This is a genomic window from Streptomyces sp. NPDC102259, assembly GCF_044766465.1.
GTDB lineage: Bacteria > Actinomycetota > Actinomycetes > Streptomycetales > Streptomycetaceae > Streptomyces.
The window spans coordinates 262,857-277,661 of record NZ_JBIWMA010000007.1; the positions used below are offsets into that span (position 1 = coordinate 262,857).

General features: G+C 71.3%; 16 protein-coding genes. 2 read left to right on the plus strand and 14 right to left on the minus strand.

The genetic code is table 11. From position 1 onward, the window contains the following. Window positions 1-139: 139 nt before the first annotated feature. The gene (locus ACIRPU_RS19340) at window positions 140-427 is read left to right on the plus strand and encodes a putative quinol monooxygenase (protein ID WP_403868531.1); all 288 of its coding nucleotides are present in this window, start codon (window positions 140-142) and stop codon (window positions 425-427) included. Window positions 428-563: 136 nt separating this feature from the next. Here ACIRPU_RS19340 and ACIRPU_RS19345 read toward each other — a convergent pair whose 3' ends face one another. From ACIRPU_RS19345 to ACIRPU_RS19400, 12 genes are all read right to left on the minus strand, one after another. Next, window positions 564-1,592, minus strand: a complete 1,029-nt coding sequence (locus ACIRPU_RS19345; protein ID WP_403868534.1) for a methionine synthase II (cobalamin-independent)-like protein — start codon at window positions 1,590-1,592, stop codon at window positions 564-566. Between the two features lie 3 nt (window positions 1,593-1,595). Continuing rightward, window positions 1,596-2,069, minus strand: coding sequence for a heme-binding protein (locus ACIRPU_RS19350; RefSeq protein ID WP_403868537.1), 474 nt, complete (start codon window positions 2,067-2,069; stop codon window positions 1,596-1,598). Further along, window positions 2,066-2,851 carry an alpha/beta fold hydrolase gene (locus tag ACIRPU_RS19355; protein WP_403868540.1) on the minus strand — a complete coding sequence of 262 codons (786 nt, stop codon included), beginning with the start codon at window positions 2,849-2,851 and terminating at the stop codon, window positions 2,066-2,068. The genes ACIRPU_RS19350 and ACIRPU_RS19355 overlap by 4 nt, the downstream gene beginning before the upstream one ends. Window positions 2,852-2,877: 26 nt before the next feature. Further along, window positions 2,878-3,249 carry a VOC family protein gene (locus ACIRPU_RS19360; RefSeq protein ID WP_384109392.1) on the minus strand — a complete coding sequence of 124 codons (372 nt, stop codon included), beginning with the start codon at window positions 3,247-3,249 and terminating at the stop codon, window positions 2,878-2,880. After that, window positions 3,246-4,037, minus strand: coding sequence for a fumarylacetoacetate hydrolase family protein (locus ACIRPU_RS19365; RefSeq protein WP_403868543.1), 792 nt, complete (start codon window positions 4,035-4,037; stop codon window positions 3,246-3,248). The genes ACIRPU_RS19360 and ACIRPU_RS19365 overlap by 4 nt, the downstream gene beginning before the upstream one ends. Beyond that, window positions 4,034-5,482 (minus strand): NAD-dependent succinate-semialdehyde dehydrogenase, encoded by a 1,449-nt coding sequence (locus ACIRPU_RS19370; protein WP_403868546.1) that lies wholly within the window; start codon window positions 5,480-5,482, stop codon window positions 4,034-4,036. The genes ACIRPU_RS19365 and ACIRPU_RS19370 overlap by 4 nt, the downstream gene beginning before the upstream one ends. A gap of 46 nt (window positions 5,483-5,528) precedes the next feature. After that, window positions 5,529-6,449, minus strand: a complete 921-nt coding sequence (locus ACIRPU_RS19375) for a VOC family protein (RefSeq protein WP_403868548.1) — start codon at window positions 6,447-6,449, stop codon at window positions 5,529-5,531. Between the two features lie 109 nt (window positions 6,450-6,558). Beyond that, the gene (locus tag ACIRPU_RS19380) at window positions 6,559-7,467 is read right to left on the minus strand and encodes a LysR family transcriptional regulator (protein ID WP_403868551.1); all 909 of its coding nucleotides are present in this window, start codon (window positions 7,465-7,467) and stop codon (window positions 6,559-6,561) included. A gap of 103 nt (window positions 7,468-7,570) precedes the next feature. After that, on the minus strand, window positions 7,571-8,524 hold the full coding sequence (locus ACIRPU_RS19385; protein ID WP_403868554.1) for a sugar ABC transporter substrate-binding protein: 954 nt from the start codon (window positions 8,522-8,524) through the stop codon (window positions 7,571-7,573). 42 nt (window positions 8,525-8,566) lie between these two features. Beyond that, window positions 8,567-9,589, minus strand: a complete 1,023-nt coding sequence (locus ACIRPU_RS19390) for an ABC transporter permease (RefSeq protein WP_403868557.1) — start codon at window positions 9,587-9,589, stop codon at window positions 8,567-8,569. Next, the gene (locus ACIRPU_RS19395) at window positions 9,586-11,073 is read right to left on the minus strand and encodes a sugar ABC transporter ATP-binding protein (protein ID WP_403868560.1); all 1,488 of its coding nucleotides are present in this window, start codon (window positions 11,071-11,073) and stop codon (window positions 9,586-9,588) included. The genes ACIRPU_RS19390 and ACIRPU_RS19395 overlap by 4 nt, the downstream gene beginning before the upstream one ends. Next, window positions 11,070-11,627, minus strand: coding sequence for a carboxymuconolactone decarboxylase family protein (locus ACIRPU_RS19400; protein ID WP_403868762.1), 558 nt, complete (start codon window positions 11,625-11,627; stop codon window positions 11,070-11,072). The genes ACIRPU_RS19395 and ACIRPU_RS19400 overlap by 4 nt, the downstream gene beginning before the upstream one ends. 200 nt (window positions 11,628-11,827) lie before the next feature. On the opposite strand from ACIRPU_RS19400, the gene ACIRPU_RS19405 reads away from it, so the two are divergent. Next, a complete protein-coding gene (locus ACIRPU_RS19405; protein ID WP_385552694.1) occupies window positions 11,828-12,241 on the plus strand; it encodes a cupin domain-containing protein in 414 nt (137 codons plus the stop codon). A 31-nt stretch (window positions 12,242-12,272) separates the two neighbouring features. Here ACIRPU_RS19405 and ACIRPU_RS19410 read toward each other — a convergent pair whose 3' ends face one another. Both ACIRPU_RS19410 and ACIRPU_RS19415 read right to left on the minus strand, forming a co-directional pair. Continuing rightward, window positions 12,273-13,061, minus strand: a complete 789-nt coding sequence (locus ACIRPU_RS19410) for an alpha/beta fold hydrolase (RefSeq protein ID WP_403868564.1) — start codon at window positions 13,059-13,061, stop codon at window positions 12,273-12,275. A 279-nt stretch (window positions 13,062-13,340) separates the two neighbouring features. Next, complete coding sequence (locus ACIRPU_RS19415) at window positions 13,341-14,666, minus strand: MFS transporter (RefSeq protein WP_403868567.1); 1,326 nt, start codon at window positions 14,664-14,666, stop codon at window positions 13,341-13,343. Between the last annotated feature and the right edge of the window lie 139 nt (window positions 14,667-14,805).

Below are 14,805 nucleotides of genomic sequence, written 5' to 3' on the forward strand. Positions count from 1 at the left end.
GTCAGGGCGGTGCCGCCAGCTCTGCGGCAGCAGGCATTGGTTGCGCCGCGCGCGGGTCGGCGCGGGCCTGATCCATGCTGGAATCGGCGGGCCGGAGGCCTGACCGCGGTCTCCGCCCACCCGCCGAGGAGAACCGGACATGTCCTACGCCGTCGTCGCCCACTACCGTTGCGCCCCCGCCGACGGGACGAGCGTCCGCGCCGCGCTGCTCCAGGTGCGCGAGCACACCCGTGCCGAGCCGGCGAACGAGGGGTACGAGGTGCACGCGGTCGAGGCGCAGCCCGGCGGCTTCCTGCTGTACGAGCGGTACGCCGACCGGGCCGGGTTCGAGGCGCACAAGGCGGCCGAGCACTTCCAGAAGCTGATCGTGGCGACCGTGTGGCCGCTGCTGACGGACCGGACGGTCACCTTCGCCGAGGTGCTGTAGGGCGCACGGCACGGCGCCTTGCCGTGCCTTGCCGTGCTTTGCCGTGCCTTGCAGCATCTGCCGTGGGGTGTCGTGGCCGTACGGCGTGGGCCGGGCAACTCGCTTGAGTCGCCCGGCCCTTGTCCGTGCGCCGCTGTCAGAACTCGTTGCCCCACACGTAGCGGGCGACCGTCTCCACCAGCACGAGCTTCCTGCGCTGCTCCTGCGCGGTCAGCAGCGGCCGGTTCGCCACGTCGGCGAAGCCCCGGGACGGCGACACGGCCGCGTCCTCGAGGTCCTTGAACGCACCGACGGCGTCGATGCGGGCCATCACCGTGTCGATGTCCTCGAGTTCGGGGACGGTCGCGTCGACCACGCCCAGGCACACGTCCCGGTCCTCCGGCAGCGCCCGGACGAGGTCCAGTTCGGCGTCGGTGCCCTGGTCGAGGGGCAGGATCCAGCGGTCGGCCGGTACCGCGCCGTACAGCCGCTCGGCGCGCGCCCGGTCCACGGCCCCGGGTGCGGCGAAGCCGGGGGCGACCCCGATCCGTACGCCCTCGGGACGCTCGTCGAGACGTACCGCGAGGGCCTCGACGGCGAGGGCGTCCTCGAAGGACAGGGCGCCCGGGTCGGCCGGTTCGGTCGCCAACTGGTCCAGCAGCAAAGGATTGTTGAGCTGGATCAGGCGTACGCCCTTCGACACCAGCAGCTCGATCTCCGCCTGCACGATCTCCGCGAGGGCCTCGCCCAGTTCGCGTGCCGAGGACACCCCGAGGCCGGGCCGGTAGGTGGTCGCGGCGAGGTACGCCGGGGAGGGCAGCGAGGCCTTCGGCGCGATCACCGTCAGCGTGGTGAGCCGGTCGGCCCAGTCGGCGAGCAGCGGGCCGCTCGCCTTGGGCAGGGACTCGGCGACCCAGCCGACCAGTCCGTCCGCACCGACCTCGTCGGTGCGGCGGAAGCCGGTCACCGCGTCGAGGACGGCGCCCCGGAAGTCCTCGCGGGGGAAGTCGCCGTCGGTCACGACGGTCGAACGGAGTCTGCGCTGGAAGACGACCGCTTCCTCGACCGCCGTCCGTTCGGCGGCCGCCCGTGCCTTTGGGTCGCCGGCCGCGCGGGCGGCGACCAGCTCGGCGGGACGGACCAGGCTGCCGTGGTGGTCGATGCGGTAGTTGAACGTGTCCGCCATGGGTCACGCGTCCTTTCCGGGCCCGGCCGCGCCCGCGACGCCCCAGGCGGCGAACTCCAGCTCGTAGCCGAGGGCGGCGAGCACCTCGTCGGCGATGGTCTGGTCCTCGTCCGCGGTGCCGCCCGCGATGCCGAGACCGCCGATGATCTCGCCGTCCTTCTTGATGGTGACGCTGCCCTCGGTGGCCATGATCGGCATGGCGGCGCCCGGGAGTTGGGAGAGCTGGGCGAAGAAGACGGGCTGGCTCTCCTGCCACTTCTTCAGCATCTTGCCGGGCCGCTGCATGACGGCCGCGGTGTACGCCTTGGCGCGGGCGATGTCCGGGGTGAGGGGGCGGGCCCCGTCCGGGCGGCGGATGGCGATGGGGAAGCCGCCGGCGTCCACGACGGCGACGCTCACCGCCTTGCCCACGGCCCGGGCCCGCTGGGTGGCGGCCTCGATGATCTCCTCGGCGGCGGCCAGGGTCAGGCTGCTCATACTGCTTCCTTCGGTGCGGTGAGGGTGCGGCGCAGTCGGGCGACGGCCTCGTTGTAGGCCTGGGGCGTCTCCCAGTACATGGAGTGCGGGGCGCCCGGGACGATCTCCAGGTGCGATCCGGCGAGCAGTTCGTGGGCACGGGTCACCGTCTTGACGCTCAGCACGGCGTCCTTCTCGCCCGCGAGGAAGGCGACCTTGACGCCCGACGCCTCGACCTCCTCCAGGGAGGGGCCGTTGGTGTCGAGGTTGCGCAGATCCTGCATCCTGGCCACGTTGAAGGTGCCCATCTGCTGGAACAGGAAGGTGAGGTCGGCGCGCTCCCGCTGGAACGGCTTGGTCAACAGCCGGTCGATGACCGGGAGTTGGACGGCCTCGGCGCGGTCGGCGGCGGCCAGCTCCTTCAGCTCCGGGTGACTGATGCCGCCCAGCGAGTGGCCGAGGACGACGGACGAGACGCGCTCGGGGCGCAGCAGGCCGGCGCGCAGGGCGGCGACGGAGCCGATGGACTGCCCGACCAGCATGACGTCGGTCAGGTCCTCCTGGTCGAGGACGGCGACGACGTCACCGGGGAAGTCCTGGCCGTCGAACTCCGCCATGGACGAGTCGGACTTGCCGAAGCCGCGCAGGTCGACGGTGACGACCGTGAACTCTTCGCGCAGGGCGGCGACCTGCTGCCACCAGGCGGCGTGGTGGCCGCCGCTGCCGTGCACGAACAGGATCGCCGGACCGCTGCCGTGGCGCTCGTAGTAGAGGGAGGTGCCGTCGGAATCGGCGAGAGGCATGGGATGTGACTCCTCAGCGGGGGCGCTCAGGCGCGGCGCTTGGCGTGGTGGACGATCTCGATCATGGTGTGGTCGGGGTCATGGATGTAGCAGAACTTCGACTGGTTCTCGGGGCGTTCGATGGTCCGGGTGTGCCGGATGCCGAGCTCGTCGAGGTGCGTCAGGAAGTCGTCCCAGTCGTCGACCTCGACGGCGAAGTGGTAGGGCGCCATGCGCTCCATCTCCTCGACCGGGGTGAAGTGCAGGTCGAAGTTGCCACGGGTCATCAGCACGACCCGGGTGTTGGACTTGGGCATGATCCGCTTCATGCCGAAGACCTTCGTGTACCACTCGGCGGTGCGGTCGGAGTCGGTGGTCGGGAAGTTGACGTGGTGGATGTAGCGGGGTTCCGCGCTCATGACTGGTGGTTCCCTTCGAGGTGAACGGGGTTGGACAGCACACCGATGCCGCTGATCTCGATCTCCACGGTGTCCCCGGGCTCGATCCCGCAGGTCGACTCGGCGCCCATCCACAGCACGTCCCCGGGCCGCATGGTGATGTGTCTGGTGATCTCGACGATGTAGTCGAAGGGGTCGAAGACCATGTCGCCGGTGGGGAACGAGGCCCGCTCCTCGCCGTTGACCCGCAGGGTGGTGGTCTGCGCCAGGGCGTCGACGTCCGTGTCGATCCACGGCCCCATCGGCTTGAAGGTGTCGCTGTTCTTGCTGCGCCAGAAGGTGCGGTCCCGGTGCTGCCAGGTGCGGGCGCTGACGTCGTTGCCGATGGTCCAGCCGAAGACCGACTGACGAGCCTCCTCGTACGAGGCGTGCCGGATCGTCCGGCCGATGACGGCGACGAGTTCGGGCTCGGCCTCGAACCGCCCCTCGACCTCCGCCGGCTTCCGGATCGGCGAACGGTGGCCGGTGAGCGCGTTGTTGGCGCGGTAGCCGACCTCGGGGCGGTCCGGCAGGACGGCGGCCGGGTTGCCGAGCCGGGCCGCGTGCTCGATGTGCCGGGGGTAGTTCAGGCCGACCGCGTAGAACACGGGCGGGACGACGGGCGGCAGCCAGTCGGCCGTGTCGCGCCGGACGGTGCCGACGACGTCGGGATCGCCTTCCAGCGGGGAGCCGGACAGCAGCTCGACGTCCGTCTGCCCCACCCGGCCCCACCGTGCCCGCCCGTCGACCGAGAGCCGTGCGTACCTCATGGCACCAGCTGGTGGGAGACGCGCTTGGTGACCAGGTAGGCGTCCAGTGCCTCGGGCCCGCCCTCCCGGCCGTACCCGCTGTCCTTGACGCCGCCGGAGGGCGCCTCGTGGACGGAGCCGCCGCAGTGGTTGAGGGAGAGGATCCCGGCCTCCAGCTCGGCGGACAGCTTCTCGGCGGTCGCGGCGGAGCCGGTGAAGCCGTAGGCGGCGAGGCCGTACGGCAGCGCGTTCGCGGCGGCGAGGGCCTCGTCGAGGTCGTCGAACGGCACGATCGGCGCGATCGGCCCGAACGGCTCCTCGTGCAGCAGCTCCGCGTCCTCGGGTACGTCGGTCAGGACGGTCGGCGCGAAGAAGTAGCCGGGCCGGTCGGGCCGCTCGCCGCCGGTGAGGACCTTGGCGCCGCGCGCGACGGCGTCGGCGACGAGCCGCTCCAGGGACTTCAGCCGGCGTTCGTTGGCCAGCGGGCCCATGGTGGTGCCGGGCTCGAGACCGTCACCGACGACCACCGCCTCGGCGGCCTTCACGAACTCGGCGGTGAACTCCGCCACGAGGCTGTCGTGGACGAAGAAGCGGCTCGGCGAGGTGCAGACCTGGCCGGCGTTGACGAATTTCGCCCGGGCGGCCTTGCGGGCGGCCCGTACCGGGTCGGCGTCCGCGCAGACGATCACCGGGGCATGGCCGCCGAGTTCCATCAGGGACGGCTTCATGACCCGGCCCGCGTGCGCGGCCAGCAGCTTGCCGACCGGCACCGAGCCGGTGAAGGCGACCAGGCGGACCACCGGTGAGGCGATCAGGTGGGCGGAGACCTCGGCGGGCTCGCCGAAGACGAGGTTCAGCACGCCGGCCGGGAGCCCCGCGTCGGTGAAGCAGCGCACGAGTTCCATGGCGGTCGCCGGGGTCTCCTCGGAGGCCTTGACGACGATCGAGCAGCCGGCGGCGAGCGCGGCGGAGATCTTGCGCATCGGGCCGCCCGCCGGGAAGTTCCACGGAACGAAGGCGGCGACCGGACCGATCGGCTCGCGGCGGACGGTCAGTACCGTGCCGGGCTCGGCCGGGATGATCCGGCCGTAGGCGCGACGGGCGTCGTCGGCGTGCCAGCGCAGGGTGCCGGCCACCCGGCGGGCCTCGCCGGTCGCCTCCGCGAGCGGCTTGCCCTGCTCCAGGGTCATGATCCGACCGATCTCGGCGGCGCGCTCGGTGAGCAGGCCGGCGGCGGCGTGCAGGATGTCGGTGCGCTCGGCCACGGGCGTCGCGCGCCACGCCGTGAAGCCCGCGGCGGCGGCTTCGAGCGCGCGGTCCAGGTCGGCGGGGGCGGCCAGGGGTACTTCCCCGATCACCTCCTCGGTGGCGGGGTTCACGATCGGGGCGGTACGTCCGGTGCCGCCCTGGCACCACTCGCCCGCGATGTGGAGGCGGACGGCGGGGTAGCCGTGGTCGGTGGTCATGGGTGGGTGCCCTCTCAGGCTGGAGAGTCGATGAGGCTGAAACGGCTCAGGAAGCGGTTGCGGCGTCCTGGTCGCGGTTCGTGCGCAGCGCCCAGATGTGGTGCGGCGGGGTGGTCTCGTGGACGCGGGTCTCGTAGGTGTCGTCGACCCGGTCCATGTCGGCGGCGTACTCGACGCGGCCCCCGCACGGGGCGTGCAGGAAGCGGAAGACGTTCGAGCCGACGGTGTGGCGGCCGAGCCGGCGGGCCTCCCGCCAGCCCTTCTCGATCATGTGGTTGCCGCCCTCGACGACATCGTCGAAGCCGGGCACCTCGTAGGCGATGTGGTTGACGCCGACCCGGTCCGGGCGGTGGCACAGCAGCATGGTGTGCTGGTCGTCGTCGCCCGGGGCCTGCATGAAGACGCCCATCGGCGCCACGATGTCGGTCGGCCGGAAGCCGAGGACGTCGGTGTAGAAGGCGACGGCCTCGTCCTTGCCGGCCTTGGTGATGTTCAGCGCCACATGGCACATGCGCAGCGGGAACGCGCGCGTGAGCGGCTCCAGGGCGGTGTTCCACCGGTGGACGCTGCCGGTCGCGTTGGCGGGACGGGGGTCGACGGCGACCGGCTTCGGCCGGGCGAGAGTGAGGCCCACGCCGAAGCCGCTGAGGTCGACGGTGTGGAAGACGCCGTCGGCGCTCTCGCGCACCGCGCGCCGCCGGCCGGCGGCCTCGGCCAGCCGGGTCAGCTCCTCGCGGGTGTCGACGCCCCAGACGACCTCGCGCAGGGTGGGTCCGTCCTCCACCGGCGGGGGCAGCAGGGGGTTCGGCGCGGTGTCGAGGTGGAGCGTCTGCCCGGTGAGGGTCTCGAACACGGCGTGTTCCTCGGTCCGCTCCACCAGGAACAGGCCGAAGTCCTCGAAGAACCGGACGCATGCGTCGAGGTCGTCGATGCCGTAGGTGACCGATTCGATTCTCTGGATTCCCATGCATTCCTCGTTTCCGGGTCGCCAGGTGAGCGTAGGTTTGGGGTGGCCGGGGCCTCAATGGCCCCCGCTCCACCAAATGCGCAACTCTTGGTTTCGCCCGCCGTCGGGGCTACCGGATCGCGGGAATCGGGTTCTGCGAGAACCATTCGGAGAGAAAGTCCAGGAACACGCTGATCTTGCGCGGGGTGTCCTGTCCGGGGCCGTAGATGGCGTACAGCGGGCGGTCGGGTACGGCGAGTTCCGGCAGCAGCACCTGGAGGGCGCCGGAGACTAGGTCGTCGTAGGCCGGGCGCTGCGGGAGCAGGGCGATGCCCCGGCCGTGCACGGCGGCCTTCTGAAGGGCCAGGTAGGAGTTGGACGAGAAGGCGATGTTGCGGATCTTGTGCAGGGTGCTGGCGTGGCCGTGGCCGATGCGCCAGACCGGGTCGTTGACGTGCACCAGACAGTCGTGGCCCGCGATGTCGTTGGGATGCGCGAGGCCGCCCTGCCGTTTGACGTAGTCCGCCGAGCCGCACAGCACGAACGGCAGGGAGGAGATCTTCTTCAGGCGGACGCTGGAATCGCGGAGGTCGCGCGTGTGGAAAGCCACGTCGAATCCGCTGTCCAGGAAATCGTAGGTGCGGTCGGACATGCCGCCGAGTTCGAAACGGACCTGAATCTTCGGGTGGGCGGCGGAAAAGGCCGCGATCGCGTCACCCAGGTCCAGGCTGCCTATCCATTTCGGACAGATGATGCTGAGGGTGCCCTCGGCCCGGTCGTGCGAGTCGGCGAGTGCCGCGTCCTGCGCGTCGATCTCGTCGAGGATGCGGGCGGCGAATTCCGCGTACCTCAGCCCCGGCTCGGTGAGGCTCACCGAGCGGGCGGTGCGGTTGACCAGGCGGACCCCCACCTGCCGCTCCAGCTCGGCCACGTGCCGTGACACCAGTGATCCGGAGGAGCCGAGTTTCTTGGCGGCTCCGTTGAAGCTTCCGGCCTGAGCGACAGTGACGAAACTGTGCATCAGCAGCAAGCGGTCCATGTTTCCTCCGATTGCGGCTCCCGCCCGCGGCGTCGAGAACGGGAGCATTCCTGCGGCTCGGGACAACCGGGGCGCAGGCAGGCACCGCTTCCCGGTGGGGCCCTCACTTCGGGCAGTACTGGGGTGCCTCGCTCAGGTTGTCCTTGGTGACCAACAGAAGAGGAATGTTGGCAATTTTGTCAACCTTTTCCTTTCCAAGGAGTGCGACGGCGTTCTTCACGGCCGTCTCGCCGATCGTCTTCGCCGAGTTCGCGACGGTGGCCGAGAACTCGCCGTTCTTGACGGCGGCCAGGCCCTCGTCGGTCCCGTTGACGGTGACGATCTTGACGTCCTTCGCGCCGGCGGCGTCGAACGCCTTGCGCACCGCGAAGGCCATCTCCTCGTTGGCGACGAACGCGTAGTCCAGGTCGGGATGGGCCTGGATCATGTTCTCCGCCACGTCCTGGGCCTTCGCCGGATTGAACATGCCCGGCTGGTTGGCGACCACCTTCGCCGTGGCCGGCAGAGCGCCCTTGAAACCGCCCACCAGCAGGTCCGAGGCCGCGCCGGGAGCCCCGGCCACGATGCCGACCTGCACCGGCTCGGTGCCCGCGTCCTGGGCGATCCAGCCCGCGTCGAGGCTGCCGACCTTCTTCAGGTCGACGACGGCCGCGCCGAGGATGTCGGCGGCGTCGCTGGTGGACACGGAGGTCAGATAGATCGGTATGCCGGAGGCCTTCGCCTTGGCGATGTCGCCCTTGAGCGCGTCGACGTTGACCGTCTGCACGATCAGCGCGCTCACGTCGCGGGAGATCATGTCCTCGATGTTGGACAGCTCCGTCCCGGCGTTCTGGTGGGAGTTGGCCGTGGAGACCTTCGCTCCCGCGGTCTTCGCCTGGCCCTCGACGGCCTTCTGGAGACAGCTGTGGAAGTTGGTGTCGCCACCGTTGACGAAGCCGAGGGAGACGCTGTCGGCACTGCCGCTGCCGGTGTCGCCGTTGCCGCAGCCGGTCAGCACCAGGGTGGAGCCGGTGACGGTGGCGAACAGCGCCCTGCGTGAACGGGCGGAGAGTCTCATGGTGAAACGCCTTTCAGGACGAGGCGGGAACGAGCGGGAGAGTCAGTGACGCGCCGAGCCCGAGCGGGCCTTGTGCATCTCGTTGGCGACGGCCGCCACGAGCAGCACGGCGCCGACGGAGACCGGCTGGTAGTTGCTGGAGAAGTCCAGGAGGTTCAGCGCGTTGGCCACCACACCGAGCAGCACCAGGCCGAGAGCGGTGCCGACGACGGTGCCGTGCCCGCCGGCCAGCGAGGTCCCGCCGATGACCACCGCGGCGACCACGGCCAGTTGGAGCGAGAGGCCGGCGGTGCCGCCGGGGCTGGAGGAGCCGAGCCGGGACAGCAGCATCAGGCCGGCGAGTCCGGAGAGGGTGCCGGTGAGGCCGTACAGGGTGAGCTTGCGCGCGGTCACGTTGATGCCGCTGAGGCGGGCCACGTGCTCGTTGCCGCCGATGGCGAAGGCGTCCCGGCCGAACACCGTGAACCGCATGACGAGCGCCGTCGCGATCAGCACCAGGACGGCGACGATCAGCAGATACGGCACGCCGAGCACCTTGTCGTTGCCGAGGGCGAACATCCGGGTGCCGATGGAGATGGTGGAGCCGTCGTGGACCAGGAGCGCGACGCCGTCGAGCAGGGTGGCCGAGGCCAGCGTCACGACGAACGGCGCCACGTTGGTGAAGGTCACCACCAGCCCGTTGACGAGTCCGATGGCGGTGCCGAGCAGCAGCGCGACGACGACGGCGTAGCCGGTCGGCCGGCCGTCGGCGAGCAGTTTCGCCGCGACCGCGGCCGTGACGGCGACGTTGCTGCCCATGGAGAAGTCCATGCCGCCCGCGGTCATCAACAGGGTGAGCCCCGCGGCGAGTACGGCGTTGACGCTCACCTGGCCGAGGATGTTGACGATGTTGCGGTCGGTGGCGAACGTCTCGCTCTGCACGGCGGTGAACACCACGACGAGGACGAGCACGGCGATCAGACCGGCGTGCGGCAGATCGCGCACCCTGCCCAGGGAGAAGCGGGACTTGGGCGCCTCGGGCGGGTCGGACACGCCGGGGGCATCGGTAAGTGTCTTGACGCTCACTGCGGTTGTCCTCCGAGGGCGGTGGCGACGAGTTCGTCGCGGGTGATGGCGGTGATGTCGTGTTCGGCGACCGTGCGGCCGGCGCTCACGACGACGACCCGGTCGGCCAGCCGCATGACCTCCTCGGCGGAGGAGGAGGCGAGCAGTACGGCCACCCCCCGGGCGGCGAGATCGTCGAGGAGGGTGTGGATGTCGGCCATGGCCGCGATGTCCACGCCGTTGGTGGGGTCCTCCAGGAAGCACGCGGCCGGTGAGGTCTCCAGCCACTTGCCCAGCAGCACCTTCTGCTGGTTGCCGCCCGACAGCGCGCTCACCGGCGGGTTCCCGGCCAGTGCCCTGACTCCGTAGCTGTGCCGCAACGGGGCGGCCCGACGGGCCAGTTGACCGCGGCGGTGCAGCCGGCGGCGCGCGAACCGGTCGTCGGCGAGCATCAGGTTCTCGTCCAGCGACATGCCCGGGACCAGGCCCAGTGAGCGGCGGTCGCCGGTCACACAGCGCAGCCCGCTGGCGAGCGAGGCCGGGACCCGGCCGAAGGGCACGGCCCTGCCGTCGACGTGCAGATCGCCGCTGTCCGGGCGCTGCCGCCCGGACAGCAGGTCGAACAGCCGGGACTGGGCGTCCCCGGCGGGCCCGAGAACGGCGACGATCTCACCCCTGCGCACCTCGACGGTGAAGTCCCGGATGGCCCGGCCCTGACTCAGCCCCCGCACCGCGAGGCCGACTTCGTCCTTCGGCATGGGGCGTTCCGGGCGGGTGGAGACGACGTCCCGGCCGACCATGGCGCGCACCAGTCCCGCGTCGTCCAGTTCGGCGGCGGGCGCGCTCGTCACGACGGCCCCGTCCCGCAGGACGGTGAGCCGGTCGGCGACGGCCATGACCTCGTCGATGTAGTGCGAGATGTAGACGACGGCGACGCCCTCGTCGCGCAGGGTGCGCACCAGGGCGCGGATCCGGTGGGCGTCCTTGGCGCTCAGACACGCGGTCGGCTCGTCCAGGATCAGTACGCGGCCGCCGCGCCGGACCTCGCGGGCCACCTCCACCATGGTCTGCTCGGCGACGGTGAGCGAACCGGCGGCGCGCTCCACGTCGATGGCGATGCCCAGGGCGGCGAGGGCCGTGCGGGCCTCTTCCTTGACCGCCCTCCACCGCACGGCGCGCCCCCGCGTGGGCAGGTCGCCGAGCAGGATGTTCTCGGCGACGCTCAGGCCCATCGCCAGTTCGCGGCGCTGCGGCACCGAGGAGATGCCCAGCCTGCGCGCCCTGCGCACGCTCAGCCCGTGCTGCTCCTGTCCGTCGACCTCGATCGTGCCGGCGTCGGCCTGGTGGACGCCGGACAGCACCTGCACGAGGGTCGACTTCCCGGCGCCGTTCATGCCCATCAGGGCGTGTACCTCGCCGGGGTACAGATCGAGGTCGACGCCTCGCAGCGCGGCCGCCCCGCCGAAGCTCTTGGTGACGCCCCGGGCGCGCAGTACGGCGGTCATGGCCGGTCGCCCTCGGGGGCCACACGTCCGTAGCCGCGGATGTCGGGGAAGGGGGGCTCCTTGTCGGCCTGGAGGTCCACCTGGAAGGTGTTCAGGCACATGCCGAGCATGGTGAAGTTGCCGAGCGCGCCGATGGTGTCCACCAGGCCCTTGGAGCCGAAGTGCGCATGCGCGGCCGCGAAGGTCTCGTCGGTGACGAAGTGGTCCTCGAGGATCTCCCGGCAGAACCGGTAGAAGACCTGGTCCGCCTCGTTGTCGAAGACCGCCTCGCGCTTCTCGGCGATCGCCTGCACGGCGGCCTCGGGGACGCCCGCCTCGATCGCCTGGTGCACATGGGCGTTCCAGGAGTACTGCGCGTCCCAGTTGCGGGCGGCCATCAACAGGGTCAGCTCGCGCAGATGCTTCGGCAGCGAGCAGTCGAACCGGGCGAACGCGCCGAGCGACTCGGCCCGCTCGCACATCTCCGGGCTGTGCAGCCAGACCCGGAAGGGACCGCGCACCGCGCCACGGCGGCCGGCGATCCGCGCGGCCAGCTCCTGCTGCCGCGCATCCATTTCCTCTTCGTCGAGAACGGGGAGCCTCATCCGGCCTTACCTGCCTTTTCTTTCCGGCGCATTACGGGCACGGGTCGTGAATCCGTGCGGTGCCAGGAAGGTACAGCCGTGTCCGAGAAGCTCACCCACCTCGGAGCGCAACGTAAAACTGCACGCCGGAGGCCCCCCATTCGCCGGGCGGCGACCTAACGTCGTCCGACATGACCACCATCATCAAGGCCGCGTCCGTCCCGCTGCTCGACCGCGGCGGCGCGGTGGTGACGACCCCGCTCGTCACCACCGCGTCGGCGAACGGGGAGAACCGGATCACCAGCGGGATGAGCGTCTACCCCGTCGGCTCCGGGGCCCCGCTGCACTCGCACAACTGCGACGAGCACGTGACGATCCTCGAGGGCGAGGCGGAGGTGTGGGTGGACGGCGAGGTGACGAAGCTGGAGCGGTTCGACACCACGTACGTGCCGTCCCCGATCCCCCATCTGTTCCGCAACATCGGCGACCGTCCGCTGCGGATCCTGTGGGTGTACTCCTCGGGCCATGTGACCCGCACGTTCACCGAGACCGGCCGGACGGTGGAACACCTGTCGGCGGAGGACCAGATGGGCTCCGACGACTGAGGACGGCCGCGCGACGGCCGGGCGACGGCCGTCAGCGCACCGACGCCGTGGCCGCCTCCGCGATGACCTCGGCGACCGCGGCCGGCTGCTCGACGAGGAGGAGGTGCCCCGCGTCGGGCACGGTGACCATGCGCACGCGCGGGCAGGCCTCCAGGCCCTGCCGCTCGTCGGCGGTCAGCCCGATCACGTCGCGGTCGCCGCGCACCACCCAGGCGGGCGCCCCGGACCCGCACAGCCTCGGCACCAGCGACGGATACCGGTCGAGGTACGCGTAGTAGCCCCGGACGATCCGACGGCAGACCGCCGGATCGTTGCCGCCCATCACCGCCGCCAGCGCCTCGGCACGGTGCGGCGGCATTTCGCGTTTCATGGACCGCGGCAGCAGCCTGACCATGGCCGTCCAGGCCGCGCCGCCCAGCACGGGCACCCGGCCCACCGCGTTCAGCACGGTCAGGAACGTCGCCTCGTCGCCCCGCGAGAAGGTCGGCGACAGCAGCACCAGCGGGCCGTTGAACAGTCCCTGCGCGGCCATCTCCAGCGCCACGTTCGCGCCGAGGCTGTGCCCGACGACCGTCTCGCAGCCGGCGTCGGCGGCGAAGCCGGCCATCAGCCGGGCGTAGTGGTCCATGGACACGTCCTCGGGCGCCTCGGTACGGCCGAAGCCCGGCAGGGTCGCCGCGACCAGGCCCAGCCCCGCCACCGCCGGCTCGGCCATGACGTCGGCGTAGAACTCGGTCGTGCACAGCCCGCCCGGAATCATCAGCACCCGGTGCGGGGCGTCCCTCGGCCCCGCCCGACGGACCTCCCACCGCTCACCCATACGACGAGCGTGACGCCGGAAGCGGCCGGCCGCACCCCGAGAAGACCGACGCCGGACAGCCCGGACGCGAGCCCCGCCCGCACCAGACAGCACAGGCGACCACAACCCCCCAGGGGCGCGGGGAACTGCGCGGCCAACCCCCACCGGCCCGCGGCCGACGAACCCCCGCACCCGCCGCCAGGGGCGGGCGCCGGAGACGCCGGACGCCGGCCCCCGCACCTCGTGCGGTGGCCGGCGTCCGTCCTCGCCCCCGGTGTCGGTCGTGCGCCGCGCGCTCGCTCAGTGCGCGCCCACCAGCTCCTGGTCGGCGCCGCGCGGGGTCTGCTTCGCGCTGCGCAGTGCGGCGATGCCGATGAAGACCATGGACGACAGGCCGGCGATCGCGAACGAGGTGAAGCCCCAGTCGCCGTGTCCGGAGGCGAGCAGCTGACCGCCCAGCCACGGGCCGAACACGGCGCCGAAGCGGCCCATGCCGGAGGTCCAGCCGACGGCGGTGGCCCGGTCGCCCGCGTGGGACCGGATGGAGACCGTCGCGTAGATCATCGTCTGGGCGCTGTTGAGGAAGACGCCGGTGAGGAAGACGACGATCATCGTCACGCTCATCGGCATGTGGACGCTGAGCAGGAACACGCCGGCGGCGGTCAGCGCGAACCAGATCGCGGAGATGCGCGGGGCGCCGAACCGGTCGGCGGCGCGCCCGGCGACCAGCATGCCCACGATGCCGCCGAGGTTGAAGACGACCACGAAGGACAGCGCCGAGCCCAGCTCGTAGCCCTCGGCGCGCATCAGGGTGGGCAGCCAGGTGGCGACGCCGTAGACGAGGAGGAGACCGCCGAAGGAGGCCAGCCAGTACAGCAGGGTCTGGGTCCACTCGCCGCCGCGGAAGAGGTTGCGCAGGGCGTTCCAGCGGTCGGCCGCGCCCTGCTTGCCGGACTTCGCGGCGGGCAGTTCGACGTCGTAGCGGGTGGCCAGCTCGCGGGCCTCGTCGGCGCGGCCCTTGGCGACGAGGAAGCTCAGCGACTCGGGCAGCAGCTTGGCGAGCACCGGGGCGAAGAGCAGCGGGAGCACGCAGACCCAGAAGGCGGCGCGCCAGCCGACCGGGTCGATGAGCCACTTGGCGACGTAGGCGGAGAGGATGCCGCCGGCGTGGTGGGCGGTCATCAGCAGGCCGATGACGATGGCGCCGCGGCCGCGCGGGGCGTAGTCGGAGACCATGCTGATCGCGGTGGGCAGCAGGCCGCCGAGGCCGACGCCCGCCAGGGTCCGGCCGAGGCCGAAGACCTCGACGCTGCCCGCCGTCGCGCACACGCCGGAGGCGAGCGAGAAGAGGATCACGCAGCCGACCATCAGCTTCTTGCGTCCGATCCGGTCGGCGACGGTGCCCGCCGTCAGGGCGCCGATCAGCATGCCGAAGGTGGCGTAGCTGCCGAGGTCGCCGGCCGTGTCCGGGGTGAGGCCGAAGGTCTTCGTCTCCAGCAGGTGCGGTAGCACCGAGCCGTAGATGAACATGTCGAGGCCGTCGAAGAGCACGGCCAGCCAGCACAGACCGACGACCAGGAGGGCCAGTCTGCTGCCGCGGGCGGACAGAGCGGGGGAGGAGGACATCGTTGTTTTCCTCTCGTCCAGGAGGCGAACCCTGGAGGGGACGAGTGAAGAGGGCCGGCGCGGCTCGTGCGGCTGACCCGGTGTGCGCAAGACGCTAAGGATCGCCCCGGAGAGAGTCAACACTTTTGTCAACAATCTC